The 17,559-nt window shown below is 59.8% G+C and carries 16 protein-coding genes; 10 read left to right on the forward strand and 6 right to left on the reverse strand.

Translation table 11 applies throughout. The annotated features are described in order from the left end of the window. From BI292_RS18660 to BI292_RS18675, 4 genes are all read right to left on the reverse strand, one after another. On the reverse strand, positions 1-266 hold a 266-nt coding region (locus BI292_RS18660; RefSeq protein WP_178076598.1), incomplete at its 3' end, for a CDP-alcohol phosphatidyltransferase family protein. Between the two features lie 33 nt (positions 267-299). Next, a complete protein-coding gene (uvrC, locus tag BI292_RS18665; protein ID WP_101208742.1) occupies positions 300-2,123 on the reverse strand; it encodes an excinuclease ABC subunit UvrC in 1,824 nt (607 codons plus the stop codon). Positions 2,124-2,125: 2 nt separating this feature from the next. Next, positions 2,126-2,767: a UvrY/SirA/GacA family response regulator transcription factor gene (uvrY, locus tag BI292_RS18670; protein WP_082356623.1), complete on the reverse strand. Its 642-nt coding sequence runs from the start codon at positions 2,765-2,767 to the stop codon at positions 2,126-2,128. Positions 2,768-2,871: 104 nt separating this feature from the next. Beyond that, positions 2,872-3,339: an N-acetyltransferase gene (locus tag BI292_RS18675; protein ID WP_101208743.1), complete on the reverse strand. Its 468-nt coding sequence runs from the start codon at positions 3,337-3,339 to the stop codon at positions 2,872-2,874. A gap of 628 nt (positions 3,340-3,967) precedes the next feature. Here BI292_RS18675 and BI292_RS18680 point away from each other — a divergent pair. After that, positions 3,968-5,041 carry a 3-deoxy-7-phosphoheptulonate synthase gene (locus BI292_RS18680; protein ID WP_101208744.1) on the forward strand — a complete coding sequence of 358 codons (1,074 nt, stop codon included), beginning with the start codon at positions 3,968-3,970 and terminating at the stop codon, positions 5,039-5,041. Between the two features lie 92 nt (positions 5,042-5,133). Here the strand turns inward: BI292_RS18680 and BI292_RS18685 are convergent, their stop codons facing one another. Together BI292_RS18685 and BI292_RS18690 are read right to left on the reverse strand one after the other, a co-directional pair. Then, positions 5,134-6,171, reverse strand: a complete 1,038-nt coding sequence (locus BI292_RS18685; protein WP_101208745.1) for a hypothetical protein — start codon at positions 6,169-6,171, stop codon at positions 5,134-5,136. After that, positions 6,172-6,438, reverse strand: coding sequence for a hypothetical protein (locus BI292_RS18690; protein WP_146197719.1), 267 nt, complete (start codon positions 6,436-6,438; stop codon positions 6,172-6,174). 72 nt (positions 6,439-6,510) lie between these two features. Here BI292_RS18690 and BI292_RS18695 point away from each other — a divergent pair, with 72 nt between their 5' ends. The 9 genes from BI292_RS18695 to hbdH all read left to right on the forward strand — a co-directional run bounded on the left by BI292_RS18695 (position 6,511) and on the right by hbdH (position 17,464). Beyond that, on the forward strand, positions 6,511-7,392 hold the full coding sequence (locus BI292_RS18695) for a triacylglycerol lipase (RefSeq protein WP_092269191.1): 882 nt from the start codon (positions 6,511-6,513) through the stop codon (positions 7,390-7,392). A 113-nt stretch (positions 7,393-7,505) separates the two neighbouring features. Next, positions 7,506-7,787 (forward strand): peptidylprolyl isomerase, encoded by a 282-nt coding sequence (locus BI292_RS18700; RefSeq protein WP_092269195.1) that lies wholly within the window; start codon positions 7,506-7,508, stop codon positions 7,785-7,787. A 136-nt stretch (positions 7,788-7,923) separates the two neighbouring features. Next, the gene (locus BI292_RS18705; RefSeq protein ID WP_101208746.1) at positions 7,924-9,792 is read left to right on the forward strand and encodes an extracellular solute-binding protein; all 1,869 of its coding nucleotides are present in this window, start codon (positions 7,924-7,926) and stop codon (positions 9,790-9,792) included. Next, the gene (locus tag BI292_RS18710; RefSeq protein ID WP_101208747.1) at positions 9,792-10,853 is read left to right on the forward strand and encodes a microcin C ABC transporter permease YejB; all 1,062 of its coding nucleotides are present in this window, start codon (positions 9,792-9,794) and stop codon (positions 10,851-10,853) included. The genes BI292_RS18705 and BI292_RS18710 overlap by 1 nt, the downstream gene beginning before the upstream one ends. Further along, on the forward strand, positions 10,853-11,875 hold the full coding sequence (locus BI292_RS18715; RefSeq protein WP_101208748.1) for an ABC transporter permease: 1,023 nt from the start codon (positions 10,853-10,855) through the stop codon (positions 11,873-11,875). The genes BI292_RS18710 and BI292_RS18715 overlap by 1 nt, the downstream gene beginning before the upstream one ends. A gap of 14 nt (positions 11,876-11,889) precedes the next feature. Then, the gene (locus BI292_RS18720; RefSeq protein ID WP_101208749.1) at positions 11,890-13,464 is read left to right on the forward strand and encodes an ABC transporter ATP-binding protein; all 1,575 of its coding nucleotides are present in this window, start codon (positions 11,890-11,892) and stop codon (positions 13,462-13,464) included. 137 nt (positions 13,465-13,601) lie between these two features. Then, positions 13,602-15,017, forward strand: a complete 1,416-nt coding sequence (locus BI292_RS18730) for a sigma-54-dependent Fis family transcriptional regulator (protein WP_101208751.1) — start codon at positions 13,602-13,604, stop codon at positions 15,015-15,017. A gap of 274 nt (positions 15,018-15,291) precedes the next feature. Further along, positions 15,292-16,683, forward strand: a complete 1,392-nt coding sequence (locus tag BI292_RS18740) for a GntP family permease (protein ID WP_101208753.1) — start codon at positions 15,292-15,294, stop codon at positions 16,681-16,683. Between the two features lie 7 nt (positions 16,684-16,690). Further along, complete coding sequence (hbdH, locus tag BI292_RS18745) at positions 16,691-17,464, forward strand: 3-hydroxybutyrate dehydrogenase (RefSeq protein ID WP_101208754.1); 774 nt, start codon at positions 16,691-16,693, stop codon at positions 17,462-17,464. The last annotated feature ends 95 nt before the right edge of the window (positions 17,465-17,559 follow it).

A 17,559-nucleotide genomic window follows, 5' to 3' on the forward strand; every position in this document is an offset into this window, starting at 1 on the left:
AGCCACAGGTTGCCGTGTTCTTGCACCAGCAACACCAGCGCAACGGCGACCATCAGTTTGTCGGCCACCGGATCAAGAAACGCTCCGAATGGTGTGCTTTGTTCCAGGCGGCGGGCCAGGTATCCGTCGAGCCAGTCAGTGGCTGCGGCGAAAGCGAAGACCGAACTGGAGGCCAGGTAGCTCCATTGGTAAGGCAGATAGAACAGCAGAATGAAGATCGGGATGAGCAGGACGCGTAGAACGGTAATCAGATTAGGGATATTCATCGGCACAACTGGCTACGAGGTGAGTTGGGCATTCTACTCGCTGTGCAGGTTTGCATAAATCGACTCAGCGAGCTTTTTACTGATCCCCGGTGCTTTGGCGATCTCTTCGATGCTGGCACGAGACAGCTCCTGCAATCCACCAAAATGTTTCAGCAAATCACGGCGACGTGTCGGCCCAACCCCCGCAACGCCTTCCAGCGTTGACGTTCGGCGGGTTTTGCCACGTCGGGCGCGGTGCCCGGTAATGGCGAAACGGTGAGCTTCGTCGCGAATTTGCTGGATTAAATGCAGCGCGGGGGAATCACCGCGCAACGTGAATTCATGTGCGGCGTCATTCAAATACAAGGTTTCAAAACCGGCCTTGCGCGTCGCCCCCTTGGCCACGCCCAACAAAATCAGGTCCGGCACCGCGAGTTCATTAAGCACGTCGCGCGCCATCGACAGCTGACCTTTGCCGCCGTCCACCAGCAAAATGTCAGGCAACTTGCCCTCGCCGTCCTTGAGTTTGCTGAAACGCCGGGTCAGGGCCTGGTGCATTGCCGCGTAATCATCGCCCGGCGTCACGCCTTCGATGTTGTAGCGGCGGTAATCGGACTTGATCGGCCCTTCCGGCCCGAACACCACGCAGGACGCTACGGTGGCTTCGCCGCTGGAGTGGCTGATGTCGTAGCATTCGAGGCGTTGCGGCCGCTCGTCGAGGTTCAGCACTTCGGCCAACGCATCGAAACGAGCGGCAACATGCTGACGATTGGCCAGACGTGCGCCCAATGCCTGCTCGGCGTTGGTGACCGCCAACTGCTGCCAGCGCGCCCGGGTGCCACGCACCCGATGGCTGATGGACAGTTCGCGACCGCGCAGTTCGTGGATGGCCTCGATCAGCACCGGAAAATCTTCGTGAACCACGTTGACGATCAGTTCGGCCGGCAAATCCCGTTCGGGACTGCTAATGAAGTACTGGCCCAGAAATGCCGCCATGACTTCGGAAACGTCTTCTTCAATACCGACTTGCGGGAAGAAGTTCTTGCTGCCGAGTACCCGCCCGCCACGCACGCTGATCAGGTGCACACAGGCGCCGCCCGGGTTGACGAACGCGGCGATCACGTCGATGTCACCCGAGCCTCCCTCCATGCTCTGCTGGTCCTGGACCCGCCGCAGCAAGGAAATCTGGTCGCGCAATTCGGCTGCGCGCTCGAACTCGAGGTTGATCGCCGCCTCTTCCATTCCGGCCGACAACTCGTCCGTCAGCGCATTGCTGCGGCCTTCGAGGAACATCACCGAATGTCGCACGTCCTCGGCATACACTTCCGGCTCAACCAGCCCGACACACGGCGCCTTGCAACGTTTGATCTGATATTGCAGGCAGGGCCGCGTGCGGTTCTTGTAGTAGCTGTCTTCGCACTGACGGACGAAAAAAGTCTTCTGCAACAGACTGAGGCTTTCACGAATGGCGCCGGCGCTGGGGTAAGGCCCGAAATACTTGCCTTTGGCTTTTTTCGCGCCACGGTGGATGCTCAGCCGTGGAAACTGGCCGTCCGACAGAAATACATACGGATAGGATTTGTCGTCGCGCAGCAGGATGTTGTACGGCGGCCGCCATTCCTTGATCAACGTCTGCTCAAGCAACAACGCTTCAGTTTCGTTCGAGGTGATCGTGGTTTCGACCTGGGCGATACGCCCGACCAGCGCCGCCGTTTTCGGCGCGAGACCGGATTTGCGGAAATAACTCGCCAGACGCTTCTTGAGGTTTTTGGCTTTGCCGACGTAAAGCAGGCGCGCGTCGCTGTCGAACATGCGGTAGACGCCTGGGCGTCCGCTCACTGTCGACAGGAATGCACTCGGATCGAAGACTTCAGTCATTTTCAGAGATTGGCATCAACCATGCCGTGACGAACCGCCAACAGTGTCAGTTCTACATCGCTGCTGATCGAAAGCTTCTCGAAAATGCGGTAACGGTAGGTATTCACGGTTTTCGGTGACAGACAGAGTTTGTCGGAGATGATCTGGACCTTTTGGCAACCGACAATCATCAGGGCGATCTGGATCTCGCGCTCGGACAATGCGTCGAAAGGTGAATCATTGGTTGGCTGGAACGACTTGATCGCCAGTTGCTGGGCAATCTGCGGGCTGATGTAGCGCTGGCCGGCAAACACCAGGCGAATGGCCTGGACCATTTCCGGCAGACCGGCGCCCTTGGTCAGATAACCCGCGGCCCCGGCTTGCAACAAGCGCGTCGGGAACGGATCTTCTTCGCACACAGTGACCGCGACGACTTTGATGTCCGGGTGACTGCGCAGCAGTTTTCGCGTGGCTTCAAGACCGCCGATCCCGGGCATCTTGACGTCCATCAGAACCACATCGGGTTTCAACTCACGCGCCTTGAGCAAGGATTCCTCTCCCGACTCGGCCTGGCCGACTACTTGCAGGCCATCGATGTCAGCCAGCATTCGTGTAATGCCTGTACGAACGAGATCATGGTCATCGACTACTAGCACCCTAATCAAGCAGACACCTCGCGATATGGTCGTATTGGGTTGCCGGACACCTTAGCAAAAAGCGACTGGCAGACCTAGCGGCAAGCGGCATATAAAAAGTTTCAATTCGTCTTTCAGGGCTTGCTATCCGTGTGTTTCAGCGGGGAGCAGGCCTCGACATCGCGCTGCATTCTGAGGAAACACTCGTCCTCGCCGACCACCTCCAGGCCCATTCGCCGATACAGCGCCTGCGCCGGATTATTTTTGAACACGGTCAGGCGCAATGCAGGTTTTCGCTCGGCGCGGGCCTTGGCCAGAACCTGATCGATCGCCCAGGAACCGGCGCCCTGCCCGCGAAAGGCTTCGCTGATTTGCAATTCGCGGATGTACAGCGCCTTGGCATCACGACTCAGGCTGACGAATCCGCTGCAGAGGTCGCCCCGCATGATCATCCAGTTTTCGCGCCCCGCCCAGGCGACATCGAAGGCTTCGTCCTGCCAGAGCAAATCGTACTGAATGTAGTAGCGCAGCATATTTTGACAGGTCAGGTCGCGCGCGAATCCCAGGTCCGAAGATGTCGCCGGCCGTAATGCGTAAGTCATTCAGAGCCCCGAAACAGTGACCGATTCGGCCGAGCCCCGAGTGTGTCACAACCCTGCGAGCACTCAAGCGATAGAAATTGCCGCGCAGCGCCGATAGCATTTTCTGATTGAATCCGCCTGCCGCCCTCTAGTAAGCTCGGCGCATTCATCGGAGACAGACCATGTTCAACGCCCTCCCACAGCTTCGTACCGTCAGCGCCCTGCGCTCGGTGGCGGCTGCCCGGGTGAATGACGTTTGCGCTCCGGTCAGCTTTTATTTTGGGTATTGGTTTAGCCACTGGCGCGCCTGATACCCACACGGCGCCCACTTTAAACGGGTCGCCACCAGAGAATTCTCAACCCCCGGTCGGCTTCCCGACCGGGGGTTTTGTTTTTTCAGCCGTACAAAAATTCAGCGACACCTACCAGACAACTTGAGGATTTACCCAATGAACTACGCCACTTATTACCGTCACGACAGTTTTTCCGCCTGGCGATTTACCAGCCTCCGCTCGGGACAGCCTGCCGCCTCCGATCGGTCACCCACAGGTGGCAAGCACACACACGCAGCCAATCATGCCAATTGTCGAACACCCCAGTAGGGCCGAGCACGCGGGAACAAACCCGCCGCCAGCCCAGGAATTTGCATATGAACTCGTCCGTCTCCGCTTTGCCACTGTCCACCTTGAGCCCGGCCAATGAAGCACTGACCTTGCGTCTGCCCAGCTCATTGCAGCTCAAACAGCAATTACCCCTCAGCACTGCCCTGACCCAGCAAGTCGCCGCGCACCGCCAAGCCGTTCGCGCGATTCTCAACGGTGAAGACTCCCGTTTGCTGGTGATCGTCGGCCCTTGCTCGATCCACGACCCGCAGTCCGCACTGGAATACGCCGCCAACCTCGCCCGACTGGCCGCTGAGCTCAGCGACGAAATGCTTCTGGTGATGCGCGCCTACGTCGAAAAACCCCGCACGACTGTCGGCTGGAAAGGCCTGGCCTACGATCCGCACCTCGATGGCAGCGACGACATGGCCGCCGGCCTGACCCTGTCGCGAGAACTGATGCGCGAAATGCTCCAGCTCGGTTTGCCGATTGCCACCGAATTGCTGCAACCCATGGCCGCCGGGTACTTCGACGATTTGCTGAGCTGGGTTGCCATTGGCGCACGGACCACCGAATCGCAGATTCACCGCGAGATGGCCAGCGGCTTGAGCATGCCGGTCGGTTTCAAGAATGGCACCGACGGCGGCGTCACCGTCGCCAGCGACGCCATGCGTTCAGCGGCCCATCCGCACCGGCATTTCGGCGTGGACAGCCAAGGGCATCCGGCGATCATTCAAACCCCTGGCAACCCCGACACCCATCTGGTGCTGCGCGGCGGCCATCACGGCCCCAACTACGACCGCGAGAGCGTCGCCCGGATCAACCACGACCTGACCAAACTGAAAATTCCAGCACGGATCATGGTCGACTGTAGCCACGCCAACAGCGGCAAAAACCCGCTGCGCCAGCCTGCGGTGTTCAACGATGTTCTCGAACAACGTCTGCACGGTGATCGCTCGCTGATCGGCATGATGATCGAAAGCCACCTGTTCGAGGGCTGCCAGCCGTTGAGCCCGTCGTTGCAGTACGGCGTATCGGTGACCGACGGTTGCCTGGGCTGGACCGGCACCGAGCAGTTGCTGCGCGAGGCCGCCGAACAGTTGCGCGCACAAACGCGCTAACTATCAGGCCTTCCGGTTTTCAATCGAAGACTGGAAGGCCTGACAATTCAGCAATCGCTCAGCGTTGCACCTGTATCAGCGTTGCACCCGTATCAGCCTTGCACCTGTACCAGAGCCGCCTCCGAAACCTGCGTCATGTCATCCAGCCGTTCAATCGAATAGCTGACTCGTACCGACGAGCCCTGATGCTCTCGCCAGAACCGATAGGGAACGACAAACACCAGCGGTTCGCCGGCCATCTCTTGTGAGATATCGCGCTCGTCGCGGTGACTGAAATGGCTGCCGTCGATTTTCAGGTAGACCAACTCGCCCTCCTCGGTCTTCGGATCGTCAATCACGATGGTGACGCCATCAATCGAGTCTTGCAGGTCCAGCCAGCCTTCCTCGGCTTCCAGTATCACCGGCGCCAGCAGCGGCGCGCGCTGCAGCGGCCCGATGGACAGTTGCGTCGGCTCCGAGTAATGCGGCGCCTGGCCGTGTTGTTCAATGCAATACCTGATCATCACCGACTTACCCAAGACCGGCGCAATGAACTCGGGATTGACCCAGAACGACAGCGCCTGGCCAACGGCGAACGCTTCGATTTTCAGGCGGTCGCTGAAACTGGTCTGTGGCGTCGCGCCTTCCCAAAAGAGTACGGCGCGATCTCCCGCCGCCATCCGCGCATACGGTCGAATCGTCACTCGCGCACCTTCAGTCACCCGATCCGGATCGAGTGTGCCGCTGACCGCATCATTGATCACAACCGGCAGCAACCCGCTGGGCGTATCGCCCACGTTCAACTGCAAACGCCGGGACTGCACCGACTCGGGCAGGCAACGGCTGGTGAGCGTGTAGTAAATCTCCAGAGAGCCGCCATCAATCGCGCCGAGGTGCTGACGGGCGACGGAAAAAATCACCTCCCGGCCCACCTGGCGCTGGCTGACAAAATGCGTCGCGTCGTGTTGATAAGCCAAGCCTTCGGCGTCCAGCCCCGACCAATGCAGCACCAATCTGTCACCGCTCGCCATGCCCGGATAAGGCAGGACCCTGACGATGGCTTTTTTAAGTGCCGGATCAAGGACCTGGTTCTCAGCTTTTTCTACCTGTGGAGCTGCCAGCCTTCCTGCTTCTGCTTCAAGTGTGCTCATTCATCTACTCCAGTCCTTGGTATACGTGCCGTCCCGCAGGGCGGCATCGAACGAGGCCCATTTAAGCTCAACGTTTTGCTGGCGGATGTCAGGGGATCGCTCTACAGAGGCCAGGCAAATGCTGTCCGCTCGGTAGGCCACTGGTGCGAATTCCGTGTATCCACGCAAAAAGATGTCGAAATGTTCCGAAACAGGCTTCACCCAGATCGGAAATTTCATACTTTTTCTATTCCGTTTTCCCGCAATCACCGCGGCTTTTTCGTACATCGCCTACCCGCTGGAGTGTTTTAGAGTGGCCGTCTGCTCACCTCCCTGAACTTCTGCGAAAAAGGTAAGAACATGCAACGGAATGCGACAACTCAACATCCAATCCTTCTGGTACATGGTCTTTTTGGCTTCGACCGTATCGGCAAAGTCGAATTGTTCCAGGACGTCAAGCAGGCTCTGCGCAGCCACGGCGCCAGGGTCTTTGTCCCACACCTGTCGGCTACCCATAGCAACGAGGTACGCGGCGAACAGTTGTTGGCGCAGATCGATCGTGTTTTACAAGGAACCGGCGCACGTCAGGTCAACCTGATTGGCCACAGCCAAGGTGCATTGGCAGCCCGTTACGCTGCGGCCATCGCGCCAGATTGCGTGGCGTCGGTGACCTCCGTCAGTGGCCCGAATCACGGCTCGGAACTGGCGGACTCGTTGCGCATGGCGCTTAAGCCCGGGCGTTTACCGGAGAAAGTGGCCAAGCAGATCGCAACGTTATTTGCAGACTTTCTGTCGCTGCTCAGCGGCAACCATCAGATGCCGCAAAACGCCGTCGCCGCGCTCAACGCGCTGACCACCGAAGGCGTCGGCGCTTTCAATGACAAATACCCGCAAGGCCTGCCGAAAACCTGGGGCGGCAAGGGTAAAGAGCTGGTCAATGGTGTGCGTTATTACTCGTGGAGCGGCATTTTGCCGGAATCGATCATTGATGAAGGCCTCGGTGCTTTCGACCCGGCCCACGCATTCCTGCGGGCCTTTTCCGAATACTTCACCACCGAAGCCGGGCAAAACGACGGGCTGGTCGGTCGCTTCAGTTCGCACTTGGGCAAGGTGATTCGTTCGGATTACCCGATGGACCATCTGGACAGCCTGATGCACACGCCGGGACGCAGCCGCAAAGGCGTCGACCCGATCGAGCTGTACCTGCTGCATGCCGAGCGTCTGAGAAAAGTCGGACTGTGATGCGGCGCCCCGGTTTGCCCCGCTGGCCAGCTTCGGATGGAACTTTGAGAAGAAATAGGCCACTGAATCCGGTAGGCTCCGCACTTTACTGAACATTGACTGGAGAATTTCCCATGCCTAAAGCCACTGCCCGTCACATCCTCGTTGCCAGCGAAGACAAGTGCAACGAACTGAAAACGCAAATCGAAGGTGGCGCTGATTTCGCCGAAGTTGCCAAGGCCAACTCCACTTGCCCGTCCAGCCGTCAGGGCGGTGATCTGGGTTCGTTCGGTCCAGGCCAGATGGTCAAGGAATTCGACACCGTGGTTTTCAGCGCGCCGATCAACGTCGTGCAAGGCCCGGTTAAAACCCAGTTCGGTTATCACCTGCTGGAAGTGACCAGCCGCCAGGACTGATCCGACGCCTGAGTTTTGTGCACAGCGGCCCGCCTTTTGGTGGGCCGTTGTGTTTGCGATACGTGATACGGCTGGCGAGGGACGCGCCGCTAGCGTACAAATTGTGCTTATCGATCACCCGGCTCTAAGGCTGACAATGCGACTGGCTTTCCCTACTTTGCTATTCACTGCCGCAGCCCTGCTGTTGAGCGCCGTTGGTGTGAATGCAGCACCGCAACATGCACTGACCGTGTATGGCGAACCGGCGAAATATCCTGCCGGCTTCAGTCACTTCGCCTACGCCAATCCGCGGGCACCCAAGGGCGGCACCATGCGCCGCTCCGCAATCGAGATCGGTCACTTCGATCACATCCTTCCTTATATAGACAAAGGCATCGGCGTTAACCAGATCGATGGTTTGCTCTATTCGCCGCTGGCTCAGCGTTCCCAGGACGAGCCCTACACGGTGTACGGCCTGGTGGCGCAGCAGATCGAGCGCTCCGAAGACGGCTTGTCGCTGCGTTTCTACCTGAACCCGAAAGCGCGTTTCGCCGATGGCAAGCCGATCACCGCCCAAGACGTGCGTTACACCTTCGACTTGCTGATGACCCAGGGCAGCCTGCGCTATCGCACGCAATTCGCCGACGTCAAAGAAGTGGTGATCGAGTCGCCGCTGGTGGTGCGTTTCGACTTCAAAAGCAACGAAAACCGTACCCTGCCGCTCGACGTCGCGACGCTGCCGGTGTTCCCCGAGCATTGGTGGAAAACCCGCGATTTCGCCAGTGGCGGCGGTTACGAGCCGCCGTTGGGCAGCGGCCCTTATCGTGTCGGCAAAGTCGACTCCGGGCGCAGCATTACCTTTGAGCGCAATGCCGACTGGTGGGGCAAAGACCTGCCGGTCAGCCGTGGCTTGTACAACTTCGATCACTTCAGCATCGAGTATTTCGGCGATACCGACGTCGCCCGCCAAGTGCTGCGCGGCGGCGCCTACGACTACAACCGCGAATTCTCCGCGACGGGTTACTCGATCGGCTACGAAAGCCCGGCGCTCAGTGACGGTCGTTTACGCAAGGCGCATCTGGCTACCGAAGCGCCGCAAGCCGCCCAGGGTTTTGTGTTCAATCTGCAAAATCCGCTGTTCGAGGACCGCCGCGTGCGCCAAGCCCTGGCGATGCTCTGGGATTTCGAATGGAGCAACCGGCAGATGATGCGCAACTTGTACATCCGCCAGCAGAGCTTCTTCTCCAACACCGACCTCGCCGCGCGCAAACTGCCGGACGAGGCCGAGTTGAAAATTCTCGAACCGCTGCGCGGGCAGATTCCCGACGAAGTCTTCAGCAAAGTGTTCGAAGCGCCGAAAACCGATGGCAGCGGGGTGATTCGCGACAAACAGTTGCAGGCGCTGGAGCTGCTCGAACAAGCCGGCTGGAAACCCGACGGCGATCAACTGGTGAATGCCCAAGGCAAGCCGCTGAGTTTCACCTTCCTCACCAGCCAGAACGGCCTCGACCGCTTGCTCCTGCCGTATAAACGCACGCTGAAACAGATCGGCATCGACCTGAACATCCGCCGCATCGACTCCTCGCAATACGTCAACCGCTTGATGTCGCGCGACTACGACATGATCATCACCGGCTACCCGGTCACCACCTCCCCCGGCAGCGAACTGGTGAATTATTTTGGTTCCTCGTCGGCCAACGATCCCGGCGCCAACAACTACATGGTGCTCAAGGACCCGGCCGTCGACAGCTTGATCAACGGCCTGATTCGCGCCGACACCCAGGCCGACATGCTGCATTACGCCCACGCGCTGGACCGGGTGTTGCAATGGAATTACTACTGGATTCCCAACTATTACCCGCCGGGCAGCTCGACCGTATGGTGGAACCGTTTCGGCATTCCCAACGTGCAAGCGAGCAATGACGAAGCGATCGAAAGTTGGTGGCAAGTGAGCTCGACGCCGCTGACCAACGAGCAGATGACCGCCGAATTGATCAAACGCGGGCAATCCGGAGGAGCGCACTGATGTGGGCTTACATACTGCGGCGTTTGCTGCTGATCATTCCGACGCTGGTGATCATTCTGTTGGTCAACTTTGTGATCGTCCAAGCGGCGCCCGGTGGTCCGGTGGAACAGGCGATTGCACACCTGCAAGGCATCGGCGGCGCCAGTGTCGGCGGCGGTTCGGGCGAAACCCTGCACGGCAATTCGCGCGCCAGTCGCGGGTTGGACCCGCAGTTGATCAAAGAAATTGAAAAACAGTACGGCTTCGATAAACCGGCCCCGGAACGCCTGTGGCTGATGCTCAAAAGCTATGCGCAACTGGACTTCGGCAAGAGCTTTTTCCGTGGCGCGACAGTGACTGACCTGATCCTCGAAAAAATGCCGGTGACCATTTCCCTCGGGCTCTGGGCGACGCTGATCACCTATCTGGTGTCGATCCCGCTGGGCATCCGCAAAGCCGTGCACCACGGCAGCCATTTCGACATCTGGAGCAGCACCGCGATCATCATTGGCTACGCGATGCCGGCATTCCTCTTTGCGATGTTTTTGATCGTGGTTTTCGCCGGCGGCACTTCGCTGAACTGGTTCCCGGTGCGCGGTCTGGTTTCGGACAATTTCGAATCGCTGTCGACCGTGGGCAAAATCGCCGACTACTTCTGGCATCTGGTGTTGCCGGTCACGGCGCTGGTGATCGGCGGCTTCGCGACGTTGACCATCCTCACCAAGAACTCTTTCCTCAATGAAATCACCCGCCAGTACGTAGTCACCGCGCGTGCCAAAGGCTTGAGCGAGCGCCGCGTGCTCTACGGCCACGTGTTTCGCAACGCGATGTTGCTGGTGGTTTCGGGCATTCCGCAGGCGTTTATCAGCGTGTTTTTTGCCGGTTCGCTGTTGATCGAAGTGATCTTCTCCCTCGACGGCCTCGGCCGCATGAGTTACGAAGCGGCGGTATCGCGGGACTATCCCGTGGTGTTCGGTTCGTTGTTCATCTTCACGTTGTTCGGACTGCTGATAAAACTGGTCGGCGACCTTTGCTACACCCTGGTCGACCCGCGTATCGACTTCGCCGCGAGGAACGCCTGATGTTCAAGCTCTCGCCGCTGGGCCGACGCCGTTTCGAACGTTTCAAGAAAAACCGCCGTGGCTGGTGGTCGCTGTGGCTGTTTATCGGCCTCTTCCTGCTGACCCTCGGCGGCGAACTGATTGCCAACGACAAGCCGTTGATCGTCAGCTATCAGGACTCGCTGTACTTCCCGGCGTTCAAGCGCCACACCGAGCAGGAGTTTGGCGGGCAACTGCCGTTCCAGGCCGATTACCGCAGCGATTACGTGCAGAAGCTGATCAAGCAGGATGGCGGCTGGCTGCTGTTTCCGCCGATCCCGTTCAGTGACGACACGCCGAACTATGACCTCAACAAACCGGCGCCGAGCCCGCCGTCCGAGGTCAACTGGCTGGGCACCGACGACCAGGCGCGCGATGTGCTGGCGCGGGTGATTTTCGGCGCGCGGGTGTCGATTCTGTTTGCGCTGATGCTGACGTTTGTCAGTGCGCTGATCGGCATCGCTGCCGGTGCGCTGCAAGGTTATTACGGCGGCTGGGTGGATTTGCTGGGCCAGCGTTTGCTCGAAGTCTGGTCGGGGCTGCCGGTGCTTTATCTGTTGATCATCCTCTCGGGTTTCGTCGAACCTAATTTCTGGTGGTTGCTGGGGATCATGGCGCTGTTTTCCTGGTTGGCGCTGGTCGATGTAGTGCGCGCCGAGTTCTTGCGCGGACGTAACCTGGAATACGTCAAAGCCGCACGCGCACTGGGCCTCAGCGACCGTAAAGTGATCGTCCGGCATATCCTGCCCAACGCCATGAACGCGACCCTGAGTTATCTGCCATTCATTTTGACCGGGGCGATTTCGACGCTGACGGCGTTGGATTTCCTCGGTTTCGGCATGCCGGCCGGCAGCGCTTCGCTGGGCGAACTGATCGCCCAAGGCAAGCAAAACCTGCAAGCGCCGTGGCTGGGACTGACTGCATTTTTCACTCTGGCGCTGATTCTTTCTTTATTAGTGTTCATCGGCGAGGCGTTGCGTGACGCCTTCGACCCAAGATCATGAAGCGGACACTGGACATGACTGAAAACCTCATCGAAATCCGTGACCTCAGCGTCGCCTTCAGCGGCCAGACCGTGGTGCGCAATCTGTGCCTGGACATCCGCCCCGGCGAGTGCCTGGCGCTGGTCGGCGAGTCGGGTTCGGGCAAATCGGTGACCGCGCATTCGATCCTGCAACTGCTACCCGAAGAAGGCACCGTGACCACTGGCAGCATTCGTTATCGCGGCCAGGAGCTGGTCGGCGCCGATGCCAAGGTCTTGCGTCAGTTGCGCGGCGACCGCATCGCGATGATTTTCCAGGAGCCGATGACCTCGCTGAATCCGCTGCACAGCATCGAAAAGCAGATCGGCGAAACCCTGCTGGTGCACAAGGGCCTGGCGGGCAAAGCGGCGCAGGCGCGGATTCTTGAGTTGCTCGGACTGGTCGGCATCCAACATCCCAAGGAACGGCTCAAGGCTTATCCGCATCAGTTGTCCGGCGGCCAACGGCAGCGGGTGATGATCGCCATGGCCCTGGCCTGCGAACCGGAATTGCTGATCGCCGACGAGCCGACCACCGCGCTCGACGTCACGGTGCAGCGCAAAATTCTGCTGCTGCTCAAATCCCTGCAACAACGCCTTGGCATGTCGCTGTTATTGATCAGCCATGACCTCAATCTGGTGCGCAGCATCGCCCTGCGTGTGTGCGTGATGAAGGCCGGGGAAATTGTCGAGCAAGCGCCGTGCGAAACCCTGTTTACCGAGCCGAAACATCCTTACAGCTGCGTGCTGCTCAACGCCGAACCGGAGGGTGAAGCGTTGCCGCGCGATGAGCGCGAGAACGTGCTGGAGGTCGACGACTTGCGAGTCAAATTCGCCATGGGCGGCGGTTTGTTTCAGCGCAAGACCTATTTGCACGCGGTGGATGGCATCAGCCTCAACGTGCAGCGCGGCAAGACCTTGGGCATCGTCGGTGAGTCCGGTTCGGGCAAGTCGACGCTGGGTCAGGCGATCCTGCGGTTGCTCGATTCCGAAGGCAGCATTCGCTTTCAGGGTGAGGCGCTGGACGGGCTGACGCAGAAACAGTTACGACCGTGGCGCAAGAAAATGCAGGTGGTGTTCCAGGATCCTTTCGGCAGTTTGAGCCCACGCATGTCGGTGGCGCAGATCATCAGCGAAGGCCTGGAAGTGCACAGCCAGCTGACCGCCGAACAGTGCAAGGCTGAAGTGATTCGCGCACTCGAGGAGGTCGGCCTCGACCCCCAGAGCCGCCATCGTTATCCGCACGAGTTTTCCGGTGGCCAGCGCCAACGCATCGCCATCGCCCGCGCGCTGGTGCTGAAACCGGCGCTGATCCTGCTCGACGAACCGACCTCGGCGCTCGACCGCACGGTGCAAAAACAAGTGGTCGCCCTGCTCCGCGATCTGCAGGAAAAGCATGGGCTGACCTATCTGTTTATCAGCCACGACCTGGCGGTGGTGCGCGCGCTGGCGCACGACATGATCGTGATCAAGGACGGCAAAGTCGTGGAAAGCGGCGCCAGCCATGACGTATTCGATGCGCCGCAGCATCCGTACACCAAGGAACTGCTGGCGGCGGCGCATTTGGTGTAAGGCCTTGTAACCGAGGTGCGGCCATCGCGAGCAAGCTCGCTCCCACAGGGGATCTGTGGCGTTCACAAATCCAATGTGGGAGCGAGCTTGCTCGCGATAGCGCCCTGAAAAACACACAACTTCCGGACCTGACCAACATGAACACCAGCGAAAGCCTCAAGGACTACCAGCGCGTGCGCTTGCTGGCGATCCGTTCGTTGTTTGAGATCATCGAGCAATCGAGCGAAGGCACGGTGATTGTCGACCGCGACGCCAACATCGTCTGGATGAACGAGCGCTACGCCCGGCGTTTTGGTCTGGAGTCCGCTGAAGTGGCGATCGGCAAATCCTGTGAAAGCGTGATCCCCGGCAGTCTGTTGCGCGAAGTGGTGCGCACCGGGCGGCCGATCCTGCTCGACATGCAGGACACGCCCAAGGAACCGCTGGTGGTGATGCGCCTGCCGATCCACGACGACGCCGGCGCGGTGATTGGCGCCATTGGTTTTGCCTTGTTCGACGAGTTGCGCAGCCTGTCGCCGATGCTCAAGCGCTACCTGAGCATGCAGGAAGAACTGGCCTCGACCCGTTCGCTGCTGCGTGCGCGCCAGACCAAATACAACTTTGCCCATTTCATCGGCACCAGCGCCGCCAGCCTTGAGGTCAAACGCCGCGCCCGACGCAGTGCCAGCGCCGAATCGCCGGTGTTGTTGCTCGGCGAAACCGGCACCGGCAAAGAGCTGTTGGCACAGGCCATTCACGGCGCTTCGCCGCGCGCGCACAAGGCGTTTGTCAGCATCAACAGTGCGGCGATTCCCGAGGCGTTGCTGGAAGCGGAATTCTTCGGCACCGCCCCCGGCGCGTTCACCGGCGCCGATCGCAAGGGCCGAGTCGGCAAACTGCAAATCGCCCAGGGCGGCACGTTGTTTCTTGATGAAATCGGCGACATGCCGTTGCCGCTGCAAAGCAAACTGCTGCGGGTATTGCAGGAAAAAGAGTTCGAACCGGTGGGCTCCAACGAAGTGATCCAGAGCGATGTGCGGGTGATCGCGGCGACGTCTACCGACCTCGAAGCGGCGATCAAGCGCGGCGAGTTTCGTGCGGATTTGTATTACCGGCTCAACGTGTTGCCGATCCAGGTGCCGCCGCTGCGTGATCGTCTGGATGATATTCCGGCGCTCAGCGAAGCGATTCTTGAAGAGCTGCGCAGTCAGCATGAATTGAATCGCGAAGCGCTGGAGTTGCTCGCGCAGCATGCCTGGCCGGGGAATATTCGCGAACTGCGCAATGTGCTGGAGCGCGCGGCGTTGTTGAGTGATGACCTGGTGCTGACGGCGACGGATATGCGCGGCGCGATTGGCACGTTTACGCCGGTTGAGCGTGTGGCGAATTCGGTGTTTGAGCCGGTGGTTCTGGAAACGTTTAGCCAGGCGCGGGAGCGGTTTGATCGCCAGTTGATTGAGGCGGCACTGGCGCAATGTGGCGGCAAAGTGGTTGAAGCGGCGGCGCGATTAGGGCTGGGGCGGTCGACTTTGTACAAGAAGATGGTGGCGTTGGGGATTGTTGAGTCTCTGTAGAGAGATATCGATCTCTGTTGGTAGACAGGGCCCCTTCGCGGGCAAGCCTCGCTCCTACAAGGCCGGCGTCGCACCTGTAGGAGCGAGGCTTGCCCGCGAAGGCGTCCTCACCAACAAAGTAAATCTCAAAACCGAGACAAATTTCAAAATACGCCTCCCATCAGAAAATATTCCCCTTATATTTCAACACCTTATCCATCTGGCACGATTCCCGCTAAAGCCCTCTCCCACAAGCATCACCCTACAAAAATAACAATTCAGGAGAGACACACCCATGAGTGTGATCATTGCCTTGGCAGCGCTGACGCTGCTGATGCTGGCTGCCTACCGTGGCTACAGCGTTATCCTTTTTGCCCCGATTGCCGCCCTCGGTGCCGTGCTGCTCACCGATCCGTCCGCCGTCGCACCCGCGTTTACCGGGGTGTTCATGGACAAGATGGTCGGTTTCATCAAACTGTATTTCCCGGTATTCCTGCTCGGCGCGGTGTTCGGCAAGCTGATCGAGTTGTCGGGTTTCTCGCGCTCGATTGTTGCGGCGGCCATCCGTTTGCTCGGCACGCGGCAAGCGATGCTGGTGATTGTGCTGGTCTGCGCGCTGCTGACGTACGGCGGCGTTTCGCTGTTTGTGGTGGTGTTTGCGGTGTACCCGTTTGCCGCCGAGATGTTCCGCCAGAGCAATATCCCCAAACGCCTGATCCCGGCGACCATCGCTCTCGGCGCGTTTTCCTTCACCATGGACGCCCTGCCCGGCACCCCGCAAATCCAGAACATCATCCCCAGTACCTTCTTCAACACCACCGCGTGGGCCGCGCCGTGGCTGGGGCTGATCGGGACGATCTTCGTGTTCTGCGCCGGCATGCTGTTTCTGCAACGCCAACGCAACAAGGCCCAGCGTGCCGGTGAAGGTTACGGCACCGAGTTGCGCAACGAACCGGAAACCGCTGCCGACATCAAGCTGCCCAATCCGTGGATCGCGCTGTCGCCGCTGTTGGCGGTGGGCATCATGAACCTGCTGTTCACTCACTGGATTCCGCAGTGGTACGGCAAGACCCACAGCCTGTCGTTGCCCGGCATGGCGACGCCGGTCACCACTGAAATCGCCAAACTCACGGCGATCTGGGCGGTGCAAGCGGCGCTGCTGGTCGGCATCCTCATGGTGTTGGCGTTTGGTTTTCAGGCGATCCGCAGCAAGCTGGCCGAGGGCAGCAAAAGTGCGGTCAGTGGCGCGTTGCTGGCGGCGATGAACACCGCGTCCGAATACGGCTTTGGCGCGGTGATCGCGTCCTTGCCGGGGTTCCTGGTGCTGGCCGACTGGCTGAAGAACATTCCCAATCCGCTGGTCAATGAAGCGATCACCGTGACCCTGTTGGCCGGCATCACCGGCTCGGCGTCGGGCGGCATGAGCATTGCGCTGGCGGCGATGGCCAATGATTTCATTGCCGCAGCGCACGCGGCGGACATTCCGCTGGAAGTGCTGCACCGCGTGGCGGCGATGGCCAGCGGCGGCATGGACACCCTGCCGCACAACGGCGCGGTGATTACCCTGCTCGCGGTCACCGGGCTGACGCACCGCGAAGCCTACAAAGACATTTTCTGTATTACGCTGATCAAGACCCTGGCGGTTTTTGTGGTGATCGGTACTTTCTACGCCACTGGCATTGTGTGAGGTATTCATGACGACTCTGACAGGCAAGACCGCATTGGTCACCGGTTCCACCAGCGGCATCGGCCTGGGTATTGCCCTGAGCCTGGCCAAGGCTGGGGCCAACGTGGTCCTCAATGGTTTCGGCGATGCGACGGCAGTGATTGCCGAGGTCGGGCAATTTGGCGGCAAGGTCGGCCATCACCCGGCCGACGTCAGCGACCCGCAGCAGATCGCCGAGATGATCGCCTACGCCGAGCGTGAGTTCGGCGGCGTCGACATTCTGGTGAACAACGCGGGCATTCAGCATGTGGCGGCGGTGGAAGATTTCCCGCTGGAGCGCTGGGATTCGATTATCGCGATCAACTTGTCGTCGGTGTTTCACAGCAGCCGTTTGTGCCTGCCGCAAATGCGCGCGAAGAATTGGGGGCGGATCATTAACATCGCGTCGGTACACGGCCAGGTCGGCTCGGTGGGCAAAGCGGCGTATGTCGCGGCCAAGCATGGGGTGATTGGACTGACCAAAGTGGTCGGCCTCGAAACTGCAACCACGCAGGTGACGTGCAATGCGATTTGTCCGGGTTGGGTGCTGACGCCGCTGGTGCAAAAGCAGATTGATGACCGCGCCGCCAAAGGCATCGACCCGCAGCAGGCGCAGCATGATTTGCTCGCCGAGAAGCAGCCGTCGCTGGAGTTCGTCACACCGCCGCAACTCGGCGAACTGGTGCTGTTTCTGTGCAGCGAGGCCGGCAGCCAGGTGCGTGGCGCGGCGTGGAATATTGATGGCGGGTGGTTGGCGCAGTAACCAGGCACTAGACCCCGAATGCGTGAGGTTTCCTGTGGCGAGGGGGCTTGCCCCCGTTGGGTCGCGCAGCGGGCCCTGCATTCCTTCGGACCACC

Source organism: Pseudomonas sp. 43NM1 (assembly GCF_002836905.1).
GTDB lineage: Bacteria > Pseudomonadota > Gammaproteobacteria > Pseudomonadales > Pseudomonadaceae > Aquipseudomonas > Aquipseudomonas prosekii.

What these genes read in the sequence shown, in the direction of transcription:
- uvrC (WP_101208742.1), bottom strand. Translation starts at nt 2,123, where the DNA reads ATGACTGAAGTCTTCGATCCGAGTGCATTCCTGTCGACAGTGAGCGGA.
- BI292_RS18675 (WP_101208743.1), bottom strand. Translation starts at nt 3,339, where the DNA reads ATGACTTACGCATTACGGCCGGCGACATCTTCGGACCTGGGATTCGCG.
- BI292_RS18680 (WP_101208744.1), top strand. Translation starts at nt 3,968, where the DNA reads ATGAACTCGTCCGTCTCCGCTTTGCCACTGTCCACCTTGAGCCCGGCC.
- BI292_RS18685 (WP_101208745.1), bottom strand. Translation starts at nt 6,171, where the DNA reads ATGAGCACACTTGAAGCAGAAGCAGGAAGGCTGGCAGCTCCACAGGTA.
- BI292_RS18690 (WP_146197719.1), bottom strand. Translation starts at nt 6,438, where the DNA reads ATGTACGAAAAAGCCGCGGTGATTGCGGGAAAACGGAATAGAAAAAGT.
- BI292_RS18695 (WP_092269191.1), top strand. Translation starts at nt 6,511, where the DNA reads ATGCAACGGAATGCGACAACTCAACATCCAATCCTTCTGGTACATGGT.
- BI292_RS18700 (WP_092269195.1), top strand. Translation starts at nt 7,506, where the DNA reads ATGCCTAAAGCCACTGCCCGTCACATCCTCGTTGCCAGCGAAGACAAG.
- BI292_RS18705 (WP_101208746.1), top strand. Translation starts at nt 7,924, where the DNA reads ATGCGACTGGCTTTCCCTACTTTGCTATTCACTGCCGCAGCCCTGCTG.
- BI292_RS18710 (WP_101208747.1), top strand. Translation starts at nt 9,792, where the DNA reads ATGTGGGCTTACATACTGCGGCGTTTGCTGCTGATCATTCCGACGCTG.
- BI292_RS18715 (WP_101208748.1), top strand. Translation starts at nt 10,853, where the DNA reads ATGTTCAAGCTCTCGCCGCTGGGCCGACGCCGTTTCGAACGTTTCAAG.
- BI292_RS18720 (WP_101208749.1), top strand. Translation starts at nt 11,890, where the DNA reads ATGACTGAAAACCTCATCGAAATCCGTGACCTCAGCGTCGCCTTCAGC.
- BI292_RS18730 (WP_101208751.1), top strand. Translation starts at nt 13,602, where the DNA reads ATGAACACCAGCGAAAGCCTCAAGGACTACCAGCGCGTGCGCTTGCTG.
- BI292_RS18740 (WP_101208753.1), top strand. Translation starts at nt 15,292, where the DNA reads ATGAGTGTGATCATTGCCTTGGCAGCGCTGACGCTGCTGATGCTGGCT.
- hbdH (WP_101208754.1), top strand. Translation starts at nt 16,691, where the DNA reads ATGACGACTCTGACAGGCAAGACCGCATTGGTCACCGGTTCCACCAGC.